Raw genomic sequence first — 15,972 nt, forward strand, 5'->3', positions numbered from 1 at the left:
AAGACGATGAGGTAGATAGGTCCGGGGTGGAAGCACGGTGACGTGTGGAGCTGACGGATACTAATCGATCGAGGACTTAACCAAGAAAACACTTTCGATGCCGTTATCCAGTTTTGAGGGAACAACCTCTCTCATACATACAATGTGAGTCCAGTGACGATGGCGAAGAGGTCACACCCGTTCCCATACCGAACACGGAAGTTAAGCTCTTCAGCGCCGATGGTAGTTGGGGGCTTCCCCCTGCGAGAGTAGGACGTTGCTGGACTCAAAAAGTCATTACTGACGGAAGGTCGGTAGTGGCTTTTTTATTTTATCTAAAAAAAGAGCTAATACATTCATCCAAATGTAAAAATTAAAAATGTAGAATTAATGTAATATAAACTATAAATAACTTTCAAAAATTAAATGTGACTTTCTGATTTATAATAGCAATAACATATGCTTTAGTCGCAAGTTGAAATTGATCGAAAAGAACATTTTTCATAATTAATTTAAAAAAGAACAAAATAAAGCTAGTTTAGTGCCTTTTTTAAAACAGGTTGACAATTTCCAATAATCCGAATACTTTTTCTATTTATTAGATTCTTGACACTAGAAAAACATGTTGATAATCTAACTAATAATATTCGTTTATACTAGGAGGAATAATCGAAATGTGGGATGAGAAGTTTGCCAAAGAAGGCTTGACATTCGACGATGTGTTATTGATACCAGCATATTCAACAGTATTGCCCAAAGAAGTTGATTTATCAGTACAGCTTACTCCGAAAATAAAATTAAATATTCCAATTATTAGTGCGGGAATGGATACAGTTACGGAGTCCAAAATGGCAATCGCAATGGCGCGCCAGGGAGGACTTGGTATTATCCATAAAAACATGTCCATTGAAGAACAGGCAGAAGAAGTTGAAAAAGTAAAACGTTCCGAGAATGGCGTCATCACAAATCCTTTCTTTTTAACACCGAACCACCAAGTATTTGATGCTGAACATTTAATGAGCAAATATCGCATTTCGGGTGTTCCAATTGTAAACAATGAAGAAGAACAAAAATTGGTAGGGATTATTACAAACCGGGATTTACGTTTTATTTCGGATTATTCATTAAAAATTGAAGAGGTTATGACAAAAGAAGATTTGATTACGGCTCCTGTAGGAACGACGTTGGAAGAAGCGGAAAAAATATTGCAAAAATATAAAATCGAAAAGCTTCCGCTTGTAGATGAAGAAGGAAAATTAAAAGGTTTAATTACAATCAAAGATATTGAAAAAGTGATCGAATTCCCAAATGCGGCGAAAGACAGTATTGGACGGCTTGTAGTAGGGGCGGCAGTCGGTGTATCAAGCGATACGTATGCCCGTGTTAAAAAATTGGTGGAAGCTCAAGTGGATATTATCGTTATCGATACAGCTCATGGTCATTCCAAAGGCGTTATTGATACAGTAAAAAATCTCCGCAAAGAATATCCTGATTTGGAAATCATAGCTGGTAACGTAGCCACTGCAGAAGCTACTCGTGCATTGTATGAAGCTGGGGCAGATGTCGTAAAAGTCGGTATTGGTCCTGGTTCGATTTGTACGACTCGTGTGGTTGCCGGAGTCGGGGTACCACAAATTACGGCAATTTATGACTGCGCTACAGTTGCACGTGAATATGGCAAAACAATTATTGCGGATGGCGGTATCAAATATTCCGGAGATATCGTCAAAGCTCTTGCGGCCGGCGGACATGCCGTAATGCTTGGATCACTTCTGGCAGGTACTACTGAATCTCCTGGTGAAACAGAAATTTTCCAAGGACGCCGGTTTAAAGTATATCGTGGTATGGGTTCCCTTTCCGCAATGGAACAAGGCTCAAAAGATCGTTACTTCCAGGAAGATGCCAAAAAATTGGTTCCTGAAGGTATTGAAGGACGCGTTCCATACAAAGGGCCTCTTGCTGATACAATCCATCAATTGGTCGGCGGAATCCGTTCCGGTATGGGCTATTGCGGCGCCCCTAATTTGGAGCATTTGCGCGAGAATGCAAAATTTGTCCGCATGACAAGTGCCGGACTCCGGGAATCTCATCCGCATAACGTCCAAATTACAAAAGAAGCTCCAAACTACTCTATTCAATAAAATAAAAAGATGGAAAACCACTTTTCCAGCATTCAAGCAAATGTTGGAAAAGTGGTTTTTTTCGCTCTGTCACACACAATGAACTTCATCTATGGTAAAATGAGCAAAGATGATGATAATAATGAGTGGAGGTACTTTGAGTGAAGAAAATAAGAAAGTCATCTATGATCAGCTTGTTGTTAATTCCTATTCTGCTATTTGGTCTGTTTGTCCCGGCAACACAAGCAAATGCAGAAACAGATTTAGGGTTAACAGTCGGAGCGGCTATTCTGATTGATGCGGATTCAGGAAAGATTTTGTATGAGCAAAATGCCGATGCTCCGCTTGGCATCGCGAGTATGTCAAAAATGATGACAGAGTATATTTTATTGGATGCGATCAAAGATGGTAAAGTTTCATGGGATCAGGAATATCGCGTCAATGAATATACATATAAATTATCCCAAAATCGAGCATTGAGTAACGTTCCATTGAGGGCGGATGGAACTTATACTTTAAGGGAATTGTATGAAGCAATGGTCATTTACTCTGCCAATGCTGCGACGGTCGCCATTGCCGAGATGGTTGCAGGTACGGAAACGGAATTTGTGAAATTAATGAATAAAAAGGCGAAAGAATTAGGACTTGAGGGGTATAAATTTGTCAATGCCACAGGTTTAAATAATAAAGATTTGATGGGAATGCACCCTGCCGGAACAGGTCCGGAAGATGAAAACGTCATGCCTGCTCGTTCTGTAGCAAAACTTGCCTATCATTTACTGAAGGATTATCCGGAAGTTTTAGAGACTGCGAGCATTCCGAAAAAAACATTCCGCGAAGGCACTGACGATGCGGTGAATATGGAAAACTGGAACTTCATGCTGCCAGGATTGGTATATGAATATGAAGGCGTTGACGGAATAAAAACAGGTACAACCGATTTGGCAGGTTATTGTTTCACAGGTACGGCCAAGAGAAATGGTACACGTTTAATTGCGGTAGTCATGAACGCTGTCGACTCAAATGGAGTTGGTTCCTACAAAGCCCGGTTTGATGCAACCGCAAAATTATTCAACTACGGATTCAGCCAGTTTACAAAACAGGAAATTGTACCGGAAAACTATCCTGGAAAAGGGAAAAACACGATTAAAGTCATCAAAGGAAAAGAAGATGAAGTTAAAATCAAGGTCAAAGAGCCTTTCTCCATGTTGGTGAAAAATTCGGAAAGGGATTTGTACAAGCCGAAATTAGTAATCGATAAAGACTCTCTTGAAGCAAAAGTTAAAAAAGGCACGGTTGTCGGAAAAGTGCTCATTGAAAGAACGGAAGGTTCTGATTACGGATTTATAGATGGAAAAGAAATGGCTGTTGATGTGGTAACAGCAGAAGAAGTGGAAAGAGCCGGGGCTATTTCGCTATTCTTCCAAGGCATTGGCGGCTTCTTCGGCAATATGTGGAAAGGTATCACTGATTTTATCGGAGGATTATTCTGATCACTTTCGATTCTTTCGGATTCAAGATTGCCCATTATCTATAAAACTTGGACGTTTGTTTGGGAATGAAGCTAAGGATCCTAAAACAGGGATTCTTAGCTTTTTTTATGAGATGAAGCTCATTTTTCAAAGAGTTTTAATCAAGTTACGGTTAAGGTTAGCAAAAAGTTACATCTATTGTCATATGCCAATCATCAATATTGCTTGGGAAATAAATGCGGGAAATACAGATAAAAGCCCGCCATGTCATCATGATAGCGGACTTTTAAGATTAATAGTCGGTATTTACTTTTGGAATTCCCCAACATTGCATCAGTTCGTTGATCGCATCTTCCATGTCATTTAAAGGAATGCCGCCAAAACCGAGGAGAAAGGTAGGTTGTTTGTAATCAATAGGTTTTAATAAATAGTTTGTGACCGGGGTAATGGAAATTCCATGATCTTCTGCAATTTCTTTCAGCTCTTCCACACTTTTGTTGATCGGGACCGAAATGAGCACGTGCATTCCCGCCTGGTCGCCTGTTATTTTTACATCCGGATAATATGTGGCTAATGTATGCTTCAATTTATCATGTTTTTTTCGATAAATTTTCCGCATTCGGTTCAAATGTTTTGAGAAATGGCCGTCTCTCATAAAGTTTGCCAAAAGATGCTGCACGAATCGGGGAACTGTCGCTGAATAGTAGCTGAACAGTTTCTTATATTTCATTAATAGATCAGGGGGCAGCACCATATAGGCCACCCTGAGGGATGGCATCAAAGATTTTGTAAAAGTGCTCATATAAATGACTTTTTGATTTTGATCCAGGCCATGCAATGCCGGAATGGGTTTGCCGATATAGCGGAATTCGCTGTCATAATCATCTTCAATAATGTATCGGTTGGAAGCTTTGCTGGCCCATTTCAACAGCTGGGTTCTTCGGGTTGCCGACAGGACCGCTCCTGTCGGGAATTGATGGGAAGGCGTAACATAAACAATGTTGGCATTCGTCTTTTCAAGTTCATCTACAACCAGTCCCTCTTCATCGACAGAAATAGGGATCGCTTTATTTTTCAAATGAATTCTGGGGATTGCCGAGTAGCCAGGGTTTTCAAGGGCAAGGATGGAATCGTCCTGAAAAAGGCGCAAAATCATTGGCAAAAGATGTTCCGTTCCGGAACCGATGATGATTTGATCGGGTTCGCAATGAATTCCCCTCGATTGAAACAAGTAATTTGCAATTTCCTTTCTAAGTTCAATCTCTCCTTGAGGTTCCCCGATTTGAAGCAATTGTTTTGAACTGGGATCGAACAAATCCTTCACATATTTTCTCCAAATAGCAAAAGGGAAGGAATCTTCATCGACTTTCCCCGGATGGAAATCATATCGATAATGCTTAGTTTCTTGTTTTGGAATCGTGATATCAATTTTTGTTTTTTCAACATAAGGGAGCTCGTCAATTTCTTCCACAAAATACCCCACCCTCGGCACGGATGTGATATATCCCTCCGCAAGAAGCTGGGAATAGGCAATTTCAATGGTTGTCTGGCTTATATTTAAAAACTCTGCCAGTTTCCGTTTTGACGGCAGTTTTGCTCCCACTTCGATCTTTTTTTGGATAATCGCGTTTTTGATCCCATTGTATAGCTGTTCATATAATGGTTTTTCGTTGCTTTTCTCCAATTGGAATATCAGCATGTCCATAAAACCGGCCTCCAAACTGACCATATAGTTTTTTTGAAAATTGGAACTTTTATTATAGTCAAAATCTATTATACTAAAAGCTATAAAAAAAAAGGAGGTCATAAAATGGTAGTTTTGGATAATCTTAACATAGGTTTTGGCGGCGTCATTATGGACGTTGTAAATGCAGAGCAGGCAAAAATAGCCGAGGCTGCAGGTGCAGTTGCGGTGATGGCCTTAGAAAAAGTACCGGCAGATATCCGTAAGGAAGGCGGGGTTGCCCGAATGGCCGATCCGCGAATCATCGAGGAAGTAAAAAGTGCCGTATCCATACCTGTGATGGCAAAAGCGAGAATCGGGCATATAGTGGAAGCACGCATTTTGGAAGCGGTTGGAATCGATATGATTGATGAAAGTGAAGTATTGACACCCGCAGATGACGAATTTCATATTTTAAAGAGCGAGTTTAAAGTACCTTTTGTCTGCGGATGCCGCGATTTGGGGGAGGCGCTCCGAAGAATTGGTGAAGGGGCTGCCATGTTGCGGACAAAAGGCGAAGCAGGTACAGGAAACATTGTGGAAGCAGTAAGACATATCCGAAAAGTCAATGCACAGATTCGGCAGGTTGCCAATATGAGCAAAGATGAATTAATGGTGGAGGCAAAAAAAATAGGCGCCCCTTATGAATTGTTGCTGAAGGTGAAGGAACTTGGAAGATTGCCTGTATTAAATTATGCAGCAGGGGGAGTGGCAACACCAGCAGATGCAGCTTTAATGATGGAATTAGGGGCGGATGGCGTGTTCGTCGGTTCCGGCATCTTCAAATCACAAAATCCGGAAAAATTTGCGCGGGCCATCGTGGAAGCAACAAGAAATTATAAAGATTATAAACTGATTGCAGAACTCTCAAAAGATTTGGGCGCACCAATGAAAGGGATTGATATTGCGACATTGCCGGAAGAGGAACTGTTACAATTAAGATAACAATTGATGAAGGATTCATGTAATTTCTTGCAAAATTAAATATGATATAGTACCCTAATGTTAAAATGATACAGATAATTCGATGAGAGGAAGTAGTAGCAAGGCAGTTTTTTCCCAGAGAGTCAGCGGCTGGTGGAAGCTGATAAAAACCCTTGTGAATCCGTCCTTGAGTTGCCCAGCTGAAATCAGAGTAGGATTGGGTCGGTGGAAAGCCGTTATCGGACAAGAGGATTGGGCATTTGCCTGGTCAATTAGGGTGGCAACGCGGGTAGCTCTCGTCCCTGTAGGGATTGAGAGCTTTTTATATGGAAAATTTTATCAATAGTTTGGAGGAGTCGATATGCTAGATATTCGTCGGGTTCGTGAAAACTTTGAAGAAGTGAAGAAAATACTTTTAACTCGAAACGAAGATTTAGGAAATTTTGATGAGTTCGAAACACTGGATTCAAAACGCCGTGAACTCATCGCAAAAACGGAAGAATTAAAAGCGGAGCGCAATAAAGTATCCGAGCAGATCGCTGTCATGAAGCGCAATAAAGAAAATGCCGATGAGTTCATCGCACGCATGCGCGAAGTTGGAGAAGAGATTAAGAAATTGGATGCAGAACTGGAAGAAATTGAGCAAAAATTCAAAGATATGATGTTGCGTTTGCCGAATATTCCTCATGAATCTGTACCGATCGGCGAGAGCGAAGAAGATAATGTGGTTGAATATACTTGGGGAGATCTGCCCGAGTTTCAGTTTGAAGTAAAACCGCACTGGGATATCGCAACAGAATTGGGCATTATCGATTTCGAACGGGCTGCTAAAGTAACCGGAAGCCGTTTTGTATTCTATCGCGGCTTGGGTGCAAGACTTGAACGGGCACTTGCCAATTTTATGCTGGACTTGCATATCGAAGAGCATGGATATGAAGAAATGCTGCCGCCTTATATTGTCAATCGCGACAGTTTGTTGGGAACGGGGCAATTGCCAAAATTCGAAGAAGATGTATTCAAATTGGAAGGTTTGGACTATTTCATGATTCCAACCGCTGAGGTTCCGGTAACAAATTTCTTCAGAGATGAAATTTTAAGCATTGATATGCTGCCGAAAGCTTTTGTTGCCTACAGTGCATGCTTCCGTTCAGAAGCGGGTTCAGCCGGCCGGGATACAAGAGGATTGATTCGCCAACATCAATTTAATAAAGTGGAGCTTGTCCGTTTTGTAAAACCTGAAGAATCTTATGAGCAATTGGAGCTGTTGACGAGCCATGCAGAAAAAGTGCTTCAATTATTAAAATTGCCTTATCAAAGGGTTAAAATGTGTACTGCGGATTTAGGCTTCACTGCGGCAAAAAAATACGATCTGGAAGTTTGGATGCCGGCGCAAAATAAATATCGCGAAATTTCATCATGTTCAAACTTTGAAGATTTCCAGGCAAGACGGGCCAATATCCGGTTCCGGCGTGAAAAAGGGGCAAAACCGGAATATGTTCATACATTGAATGGTTCCGGACTTGCCATCGGCCGCACGGTAGCCGCGATTTTGGAAAATTACCAGCAAGAAGATGGAAGTGTCATCATTCCGGAAGTGTTGAGGCCATATATGGGCGGAAAAGAAGTCATTGCTCCACCGGCAAAATGATTTTAAAGGGCATATCCAAAAAGTCTTATACTAATTTGGATATGCCCTTTTGTTTTCCGATCGGCTGGTAGTTTCTTATCATTTCTAAAGTTTCAAGGAAATAAGTATTGATTAAAAGAATTCTGAATAATATAATTTTTCATCGTATAGTAATAAATTATAAATTTCATATCCAATTTTTATTATTTTTAGTTTTATATTATTGAAAGGAGGAAATGCCTAATTATTTTCGAAGTGATAACACTTTTTTACAAAGGAGGATTTATATGTTTGGAACGTTGAAAAAATCAACCATTAAGAAAAAGTTGATTTTCATTTCTTCTGCTTTATTGATTATTCCGCTTTTAATCACAGGCTATATCAATTTTATGGAATCAAAAGAAAGTTTGAATGAGCTTGGGAAAACCAACTTAAAAAACAGTGTGGAAATGACATTGGAAATGATCGGACAATTATCGGAAAGTGCAGAAAAAGGAGAAATTCCTTTAGAAGAGGCACAGGAAAAAGTAAAGGAAGCGATTTTAGGAAGCAAAAATGAGAATGGAGAAAGGCCGCTGAACGAAAATTTGGATTTAGGTGAACATGGATACATATTTATTGTTGACGAAAAGGGTACCCTCATTGCCCATCCTTCAAGGGAAGGGGAGAACATTTGGGATGAACAGGATCCCAATGGACTTAAATTCATACAAGAAATCATCAAAGTTGGCCAATCAGGCGGAGGATTCGTATTTTACGATTATCCTTTAATCGGAAACGAAAGTAAAATCGAGGAAAAAGTTGCTTATTCAAAAACGGATGGGCAATGGGGTTGGACTGTTTCTGCAAGTACATATATGATGGATTTTAATAAGCCGGCAGATCAAATTTTACATAAAAGCATGATTAATTTGCTTATTGCCGTTGTCATTGGGGCGATTATCATTTGGAGGTTTTCAAACAATCTTGCAAATCCGATGAGAATGGTAACTGAGCGAATGAAATTATTGGCCAATGCGGATTTGAGCCACGAACCCCTGAAAATGAAATCGAAGGATGAAACCGGCCAATTGGCGGCGGCGATGAACGAAATGCAGGAAAAATTGAAAGACATGATTCAACAAATAGCAAAAAACGCAGAGATTATATCAAGCAGCAGCGAAGAATTATCCCAGTCGGCCAATGAAGTGAAGCAGGGAACAAACCAAATTGTTACGACAATGGAAGAACTTGCTCAGGGAGCAGATAAACAGGCGGATAACGCAAGCAATTTATCATCGATTGCAACAAACTTTGCATCCACATCCCAGGAAGCAAATGAGCATGGAGAACGTGTCCATCAAAGGGCAAAAGAAATTTTGACCCTTACAAATGAAGGAAGCCAATTAATGGAAACTTCTGCGAAACAAATGCAAACAATAGATCATATTGTGCGCGACTCCGTTGACAAGGTAAATGAATTGCATACCCAAGTAAAAGAAATATCGAAATTGGTGATTGTCATTAAAGAAATTGCCGATCAGACGAATTTGCTGTCGTTAAATGCCGCCATTGAAGCGGCCAGAGCAGGAGAACACGGAAAAGGATTTGCGGTTGTGGCGGATGAGGTGCGGAAACTTGCTGAACAAGTGGCATTATCGGTAACGGATATTACAAATATCGTAGGCAATATTCAGAAAGAGTTCAGCAAGGTGACGGAAGTTTTGACACATGGTTATAAAGAAGTGGAACAAGGCTCTGTCCAAATCCAAACAACCCATGAAACATTTATGACAATCCAGGATTCCTTGAAAGAAATCGTGGACAGCATCGTGGTTGTAGCTGACAATTTATCGACCATCGCTTCGAACAGCCAGGAGATGAGCGGCTCCATTCAGGAAATTGCCGCCATCTCCGAGGAAGCGGCTGCCGGAATTCAGGAAACGACAGCGGCGACAGAACAGACAAACAGTTCGATGGAGGAAATTTCTTTAAGTTCCGAACAATTGGCGGCCCTTGCCGAGGAACTGAATCGAATGGTCCAGCAATTTAAATTGTGATGGAAAAAGCAGCCTATTCTCCTTGGGCTGCTTTCTTAATTTACAAGAATAAAAAGCCGATGCTGATAATGATTCCGGTAAAAACAAGAACAAATACACAAAATCCCATGATGTCTTTTGCTTTCAAGCCTGCAATGGCGAGAGCCGGCAGAGCCCAGAAAGGCTGGATCATGTTCGTCCAGGCATCGCCCCAGGCAATGGCCATTGCCGTTTTTGCGTAATCGGCGCCCATGACTCTGGCCGCTTCTAACATAATGGGTCCCTGAACCGCCCATTGGCCTCCTCCGGAAGGAACAAAGAAGTTGACTAAACCGGCAGAAAAAAACGTGAACAAATAGAACGTCGTTTCGTTGGAAATGGCGATAAACCATTTGGAGAAGACTTCTGCAAGGCCGGAATCTGTCATCATCCCCATGATTCCCGCATAGAAGGGGAATTGAAATACAATGCCGCTTGCTGTTTTAATGGCGTTTTGGGCAGCTGCCAGAAAGCGTTGAGGCGTCCCATGTAAAATAATTCCGAGAATTAAAAAGATGGTATTTACTATGTTTAAATCGAGGGAAAATCCTTTTGTTGCAAAATGGTAAACAAGATAAGCGACACCAATGATGCCTATAAAAACAGTCAAAATATAGCTTCTTTCAGAGCGGGAAGCGAATGTGTTTTCAGGCGGCGGAAATTTTTGCTCCTCCTCCTGAAGCAAAGCCGGGTCCACTTCCACTGCATCCTCCTCTTTCGGCATCATCCAGCGGTTAAAGAATGGCAGCGTAATGAGAATAGTAACCACAATAAATAAGTTATATGGGGTAAAAATCGTATCGGACGTAGGAATCACGCCCATGATTTCTTCAAAAGGGTGTCCGGCGGTTGCGACAGAAAGCGGAATGGATCCGGCCAATCCGCCGTGCCAAATGATAAATCCCGAATAGGCGCTGGCAATCAATAAACGGTAATCCACCTTTTTCACATGGCGGGCGATTTCTTTGGCGAAAATGGCGCCGATGACCAATCCAAAGCCCCAATTAATCCAGCAGGCCACTAAAGAGACAAACGTCACAATCATGATGGCCAGTCCGGGAGTTTTAATTTTGCTTGCAACGGCAGTCAGGAATTTTTTAAATAACGGGCTGTTTGCCAAAACATGTCCGGCGGTCAATACAATCACCATTTGCATGGTAAATTGCAACAATCCCCAGAATCCATTTCCCCAATAAATCACCATATCAAGAGGGGAGGATGGCGTCAGGCCTATGCCAAGCAGTACAACAACTATTGTTAATATGGCAACGAAAATATAAGGATCTGGTAAATATTTTTCCATAATACTATTTGCTATCTTGGTTAAAAATTTCATATAGATTTAGTCCTCCTGATTCTCCAAATAACATCATTACTTCATAGATACGAAAAATCAGGAGAAATTATGATAGAATGTTTTCTAAAATAGAATTTTTTTGATAGAAATACAGTTTTCATAATAAAAAAGTGATTGATTCAAACAATCAATCACCGGAATCCTCAATATTCAACTTTTTTCGTTTTTCTTCTTTTTTGCGCTTCCGAAGGTTTTTGAAAAAATTCGTCAATAAGAAGCTGCATTCTTCGGCCAACACTCCTTCTGTCACATCACATTCATGATTGAACCGGGAATCATTCAACAATTGATACAAGGAATGGACGCAGCCCGCTTTCGGGTCCCGGGCACCATACACGACACGGGGGATTCTTGATTGCAAAATCGCTCCTGCACACATCGGACATGGTTCAAGGGTAACATATAATGTTGTATCTTCCAGTCTCCAACTCCCCAATGCTTTGCAGGCTTCCTGAATGGCCAGCAGCTCCGCGTGGGTAACCGCATTCTGGGTAGTCTCCCTCAGATTATGGGCGCGGGCGATGATTTGATTTTGATAAACAATCACCGCTCCAATCGGAACTTCTCCGAGGATTTCCGCTTTTTTCGCCTCTTGGATGGCTTCATTCATAAAATATTGGTCTTTCTCGTATAATTCCACATTCCTCTCTCCTTCGGTGTAAGTGTAACATGATCCCCGAGATGAAATCATCTTGTATTGGAGGCCTTTTTCAAAATTAGAAATTTCAATAGATTTTTTGATACTATAACATTGGACGAGTCATTTTTCGATATAATGAAAGAAAAAGAGAAGGTGACTTATTTGCGCGTAGCGGTTTATTGCGGTTCGGCACCGGGAAAATCACCGGTGTATGCCGAAGCGGCGATTGAGTTGGGAAAAGCATTGGCACGGAAACAATATGGAGTTGTTTATGGAGGGTCCACTCAAGGATTGATGGGCAAAGTGGCGGATGCCGCCCTTTCAGAAGGCGGAGAAGTAATCGGAGTGATGCCCAGACATTTAATGGACAAAGAGAAATTGCATACAGGCCTGACTGAATTATATATTGTTGATTCCATGCATGCCCGGAAAAAGAAAATGTCGGACCTCTCCAATGCATTTGTGGCGCTTCCGGGCGGTTGTGGCACGATGGATGAATATTTCGAAGCGTTTACTTGGGCTCAGATCGGTTTGCATAAAAAACCGGTCATTTTATACAACGTCAATGGATTTTACGATTTGCTTGTTCAGCATTTTGAAAAGATGAAGGAAGAGGGATTTTTAAGAGAGCATCAACATCATCTTTTTAAGGTCGTTGAAACGTTGGAGGAATTGCTTTCCTATTTGGACAAGGTAAAGGAATCTCTGGAGAAAAAGTGAAACACGTTGGACTGCCTGGAAGGTTTATTTTCCAGGCAATTTTTTGTTTCATTTTTTAGTGACCCGTTTTTTCAAAACAAAACCGTTTTGTTTTGAAAAATCCGATCTTATTATGAGATATTTTAATTACGGAAAGTGCAGGGAGTGAGGGAATAGCGATGAGCTGGTTATTGCAGTGGGTGCTGCCAAATGAAGTTAAACAAATAGATGATTTGAATCGCAAGGATATTAAACAATCGATGCAACAACTTCACAATTTCGTCCTGCAACATCATGAGGAAGTAAAAAAAGTCTATGTTTGGGTTTATTTGCACCAGCCTTTTTCTGTGAGGAGATTATTGGAGCTTGAAACACAATGGGAAAATAAGCTGCAGATGAAAATCCACAAGGAAGTGGAATTGATTCCCGTTGTCAGGAAAAAGGGGAATTGGTTCGATGATATCCTCATAGAAGTGAATCAGGTGATTCACAGAATTTGCAACGAGGAGCCTTTTGATGAAATGGTGCTGGTATCATGCGGGGGGCAATCCCTGCTGCAACAGGCGGTACTCATAGGAGGAATCAAAACCTTTGCGGACCGTTTTTGCTTGATGTTGCAAGATCAAGCAACGGGAGAGGTTTTACGGCAGCAATTTTACGATTCCCCCTATAAAAAATCATGGCTTCAATTATATCAACATTTAATCCATGATTACAATTACGCGGGCGCTTTGAAATTAGTCGAAGGACTTGAAAAAAATAAAAAAACGCAATTTATAAAGCTTCTGTTAGAGGTCCAGCATTTAAGGGAAAATTTCAACTTTGAAGAGGCCTATGAAAAGTTCCGGGAAGCAAAAAAAATTCATCCCGCATCCAACTTGCGAATATTGGGAACGGAAATCATCCTTCAACATTTAAATGGGGAGATGGGGGAACAGAAGAAAGAATTGGAGCAGATTCTGGAGCTTTATCGCCATATTAAAGCATTGCTTTTAAAAGAAAACTATCCCTCTTTTTTGACCCGGTTTTACCGGGCGAGGGAGGCCGTATTAAAATATATTGTCAAATATGGTTCCGATGAAGAGATTCAGCTTCCAAGGGTTTCGTCAATATACCAATTTATCGACCAAATAGAGGAACTTTATGAGGAAGGAAAAATCAACCGTTTTTTTGGTGTGTATTTTTACATTAAAAGTTCCAATGTGGCCAACGCGCTGAACGTTCGAAATAAGAGCTTTATCGGCCATAACCGTAAACCGATTTCGAAAAATGCCATTCTTTATGAATATTACGGTTCAAGAAATATTAAAATCCCCCAGGCTGCCGAACGGTTTTTAGGGGATACGCGCATCATGCTCCGGGATTTGGGAGGGGCATTGGATGATAATTTGGAAGAGATGAATAAATATTTGATTGAATTGATGATCAGCGCGGCAAGGGAAGGGGATGTAAAAGTTGATTAAAACGGTGTGGATTCTTCCCCAGGAGAAGGATTCAATAAGTATTGAGCAATTGTGGAAAGATGGATTTTTTGAGGAAGGATTAATCGCCCTGCACAGTTCAATGGAGACGGAACCGATCGCAAATGTTGAAAATGTTCGGCTGAAGGGGGAAACCCTTCAACAACTGGTTGATGATTTGGAGGAGTTTCTAGAAAATCTTGCCATGAAGGCAAAAAAAATCCGGATCATCGTTGAGAAAAATGGACATGTTTTGACGCAAGCGGCAATTCATTTTTGCATGACCCATTTCCCGTTAAAAACAGAAATAAGAATGAAGCACGAGCTATGGAGAAACTCCGATATTCATTGGAAGAGCGAGAGCGAAGAATTATATCAATTGGTGCACCACTTAATTTATTTAAATAAATATAAAATTGCTGAATTAATATTAAAAAACCATACGGACAACCAGGACCTTTTCCATTTGATCCGGTTCGGGGAGCATCTGCTCAATGGAGATGCGAAATTCATCGATTCCCATAATGAACTCTTCTATTTCAATTTATTGCAAAAGGTGCTCAAAAAGATTGATCATGACAAAGAAGAATTGGAATTCGTCCATATGATGAAGGGGCTGGTATATAGCAAACAGCGGCCGTTTATCTACTTTTTGCAGAATTATTGCAAGCAAGTATATAAAACGGAAGAACTGATAGATTTTATTGTGCTTTATTACCGGTTAGCCGAAGAATCGTTATTATATGCCATGGGATGGGATGCGGATAATAACAATTATTATTGGGTGCGCCATAATGCAAAAAGAAGTGTGCAGTTTGAAAAACCGGTATCCCGGCACTTTTACAGTTATTTAAAAATTATATTGGAAAAATCAAAGGAAGATCCGAAGAATAAATATTATGAAGAATTGGTAAAGGATTTCACACAAGAATGGCTCATCGGATTAATCGATTTGCGCCATGAGGGCATCAGCGGACATGGATTCAGGCATTTTAGCAAGGAATTGTTTGAGAAAATTGCTTCGGGAAACCCGATTGACAAGATGAACGGACTTCTTGCACGGTATGGACTTTATCCGAAGCATGATTTGTTCGAACTGATTCAGAAGGCAATCCTTGCTTTGGCGAGAAATTCGCTGATGAGGGCAAGCGATTCATAAAAAATAAATCCTTTTCTTCGTTTATGAGAATTTCTTGAAGGAAATTGAAAAATTTATGGAAAACGGAATATTTATCCCTTAATATAGAATTGTTAAAATATTAAGGAAATTCAAAGGGGTTATGTTGATATGTCAAATTTAATCGAGAAATTTTTAGCGATACCAACGACAGCCATTTCCGATGCAACGGGGGGACATACAAATTTAGATGCAAAAATTAAGCCGTTAAGCGATCATTATAAAATTGCAGGCCGGGCTGTAACGGTACGATTGCCTGACGGAGAAAACAAAGCCGTGCTTGAAGCCATCAGCATTGCCCAAAAAGGCGATATCATCGTCATTGATGCAAAAGGAAATACGAACCGGGCAGTAGCCGGGGATTTTGTCGCTTCGCTGGCAAAGGGACTGGGAATTCAAGGATTTGTAGTAAATGGTGTCATCCGTGATATCGCCGCAATGCGTGAACTGGATTTCCCGATCTTTGCTTTGGGAACAACAGTGGCAAGCGGAAATAAACATGGCGGCGGAAAAGTGAATGTTCCGATAGCCATTGGCGGCGTAAGCGTCCAACCGGGAGACTTTATTGTGGGGGATGTGGATGGAGTCGTCGTAATTCCGCAAGGCGAAGAAGAAGAAATTTTGAAAAAGGCCGAAGAAAAATTGGCAAAAGATGAGGCGAGAGAAAAAGAAGCTCTCGCAAATGGAGAAGAGTCAATCCGCAAATATCTTGAAAAAGCTTTGGCCAAATAATATAT

The 15,972-nt window shown here is 40.8% G+C and carries 12 protein-coding genes, 2 rRNA genes and 1 other annotated feature; of the genes, 11 read left to right on the top strand and 3 right to left on the bottom strand.

All coding sequences use genetic code 11. The features are described 5' to 3' along the window. The 4 genes from FKZ59_RS12685 to FKZ59_RS12700 form a co-directional block, all read left to right on the top strand. Nucleotides 1–84: ribosomal RNA gene (locus tag FKZ59_RS12685) — 23S ribosomal RNA — on the top strand; the annotation flags it as partial. A gap of 65 nt (nucleotides 85–149) precedes the next feature. Continuing rightward, nucleotides 150–265, top strand: a 5S ribosomal RNA gene (gene rrf / locus FKZ59_RS12690). A 388-nt stretch (nucleotides 266–653) separates the two neighbouring features. Next, nucleotides 654–2,120, top strand: a complete 1,467-nt coding sequence (gene guaB / locus FKZ59_RS12695) for an IMP dehydrogenase (protein ID WP_141603130.1) — start codon at nucleotides 654–656, stop codon at nucleotides 2,118–2,120. Nucleotides 2,121–2,260: 140 nt separating this feature from the next. Continuing rightward, nucleotides 2,261–3,592: a serine hydrolase gene (locus FKZ59_RS12700; RefSeq protein WP_141603131.1), complete on the top strand. Its 1,332-nt coding sequence runs from the start codon at nucleotides 2,261–2,263 to the stop codon at nucleotides 3,590–3,592. A gap of 271 nt (nucleotides 3,593–3,863) precedes the next feature. Here FKZ59_RS12700 and pdxR read toward each other — a convergent pair whose 3' ends face one another. Next, a complete protein-coding gene (pdxR, locus tag FKZ59_RS12705) occupies nucleotides 3,864–5,276 on the bottom strand; it encodes a MocR-like pyridoxine biosynthesis transcription factor PdxR (RefSeq protein WP_181733293.1) in 1,413 nt (470 codons plus the stop codon). Nucleotides 5,277–5,381: 105 nt separating this feature from the next. Between pdxR and pdxS the strand changes: the two genes are divergently transcribed. The 3 genes from pdxS (at nucleotide 5,382) to FKZ59_RS12720 (ending at nucleotide 9,884) form a co-directional block, all read left to right on the top strand. Then, nucleotides 5,382–6,239 carry a pyridoxal 5'-phosphate synthase lyase subunit PdxS gene (pdxS, locus tag FKZ59_RS12710; RefSeq protein ID WP_141603132.1) on the top strand — a complete coding sequence of 286 codons (858 nt, stop codon included), beginning with the start codon at nucleotides 5,382–5,384 and terminating at the stop codon, nucleotides 6,237–6,239. A 73-nt stretch (nucleotides 6,240–6,312) separates the two neighbouring features. Next, nucleotides 6,313–6,525 (top strand) — a binding site (T-box leader). Nucleotides 6,526–6,579: 54 nt separating this feature from the next. Beyond that, on the top strand, nucleotides 6,580–7,866 hold the full coding sequence (gene serS / locus FKZ59_RS12715; RefSeq protein ID WP_141603133.1) for a serine--tRNA ligase: 1,287 nt from the start codon (nucleotides 6,580–6,582) through the stop codon (nucleotides 7,864–7,866). 266 nt (nucleotides 7,867–8,132) lie between these two features. After that, on the top strand, nucleotides 8,133–9,884 hold the full coding sequence (locus tag FKZ59_RS12720) for a methyl-accepting chemotaxis protein (RefSeq protein WP_141603134.1): 1,752 nt from the start codon (nucleotides 8,133–8,135) through the stop codon (nucleotides 9,882–9,884). Between the two features lie 40 nt (nucleotides 9,885–9,924). On the opposite strand, the gene FKZ59_RS12725 is transcribed toward FKZ59_RS12720, so the two are convergent. Together FKZ59_RS12725 and tadA are read right to left on the bottom strand one after the other, a co-directional pair. Next, nucleotides 9,925–11,238, bottom strand: coding sequence for a short-chain fatty acid transporter (locus tag FKZ59_RS12725; RefSeq protein WP_141603135.1), 1,314 nt, complete (start codon nucleotides 11,236–11,238; stop codon nucleotides 9,925–9,927). Nucleotides 11,239–11,386: 148 nt separating this feature from the next. After that, nucleotides 11,387–11,899, bottom strand: a complete 513-nt coding sequence (gene tadA / locus FKZ59_RS12730; RefSeq protein ID WP_181733294.1) for a tRNA adenosine(34) deaminase TadA — start codon at nucleotides 11,897–11,899, stop codon at nucleotides 11,387–11,389. A 135-nt stretch (nucleotides 11,900–12,034) separates the two neighbouring features. On the opposite strand from tadA, the gene FKZ59_RS12735 reads away from it, so the two are divergent. The 4 genes from FKZ59_RS12735 (at nucleotide 12,035) to FKZ59_RS12750 (ending at nucleotide 15,967) form a co-directional block, all read left to right on the top strand. Continuing rightward, nucleotides 12,035–12,619 (top strand): LOG family protein, encoded by a 585-nt coding sequence (locus tag FKZ59_RS12735; protein WP_141603137.1) that lies wholly within the window; start codon nucleotides 12,035–12,037, stop codon nucleotides 12,617–12,619. A 158-nt stretch (nucleotides 12,620–12,777) separates the two neighbouring features. Next, the gene (locus FKZ59_RS12740) at nucleotides 12,778–14,061 is read left to right on the top strand and encodes an argonaute/piwi family protein (RefSeq protein ID WP_141603138.1); all 1,284 of its coding nucleotides are present in this window, start codon (nucleotides 12,778–12,780) and stop codon (nucleotides 14,059–14,061) included. Next, nucleotides 14,054–15,217, top strand: a complete 1,164-nt coding sequence (locus tag FKZ59_RS12745; protein ID WP_141603139.1) for a hypothetical protein — start codon at nucleotides 14,054–14,056, stop codon at nucleotides 15,215–15,217. The genes FKZ59_RS12740 and FKZ59_RS12745 overlap by 8 nt, the downstream gene beginning before the upstream one ends. A gap of 129 nt (nucleotides 15,218–15,346) precedes the next feature. Further along, complete coding sequence (locus FKZ59_RS12750; protein ID WP_141603140.1) at nucleotides 15,347–15,967, top strand: RraA family protein; 621 nt, start codon at nucleotides 15,347–15,349, stop codon at nucleotides 15,965–15,967. Nucleotides 15,968–15,972 lie beyond the last annotated feature (5 nt).

This window comes from Ureibacillus terrenus, from assembly GCF_006569205.1.
GTDB classification, from domain to species: domain Bacteria; phylum Bacillota; class Bacilli; order Bacillales_A; family Planococcaceae; genus Ureibacillus; species Ureibacillus terrenus.

Bases quoted from the DNA above. Each gene is read 5' to 3' on its own strand.
- guaB (WP_141603130.1), top strand. From the start codon at position 654: ATGTGGGATGAGAAGTTTGCCAAAGAAGGCTTGACATTCGACGATGTG.
- pdxR (WP_181733293.1), bottom strand. From the start codon at position 5,276: ATGGACATGCTGATATTCCAATTGGAGAAAAGCAACGAAAAACCATTA.
- pdxS (WP_141603132.1), top strand. From the start codon at position 5,382: ATGGTAGTTTTGGATAATCTTAACATAGGTTTTGGCGGCGTCATTATG.
- serS (WP_141603133.1), top strand. From the start codon at position 6,580: ATGCTAGATATTCGTCGGGTTCGTGAAAACTTTGAAGAAGTGAAGAAA.
- FKZ59_RS12720 (WP_141603134.1), top strand. From the start codon at position 8,133: ATGTTTGGAACGTTGAAAAAATCAACCATTAAGAAAAAGTTGATTTTC.
- FKZ59_RS12725 (WP_141603135.1), bottom strand. From the start codon at position 11,238: ATGAAATTTTTAACCAAGATAGCAAATAGTATTATGGAAAAATATTTA.
- FKZ59_RS12735 (WP_141603137.1), top strand. From the start codon at position 12,035: ATGAAAGAAAAAGAGAAGGTGACTTATTTGCGCGTAGCGGTTTATTGC.
- FKZ59_RS12740 (WP_141603138.1), top strand. From the start codon at position 12,778: ATGAGCTGGTTATTGCAGTGGGTGCTGCCAAATGAAGTTAAACAAATA.
- FKZ59_RS12750 (WP_141603140.1), top strand. From the start codon at position 15,347: ATGTCAAATTTAATCGAGAAATTTTTAGCGATACCAACGACAGCCATT.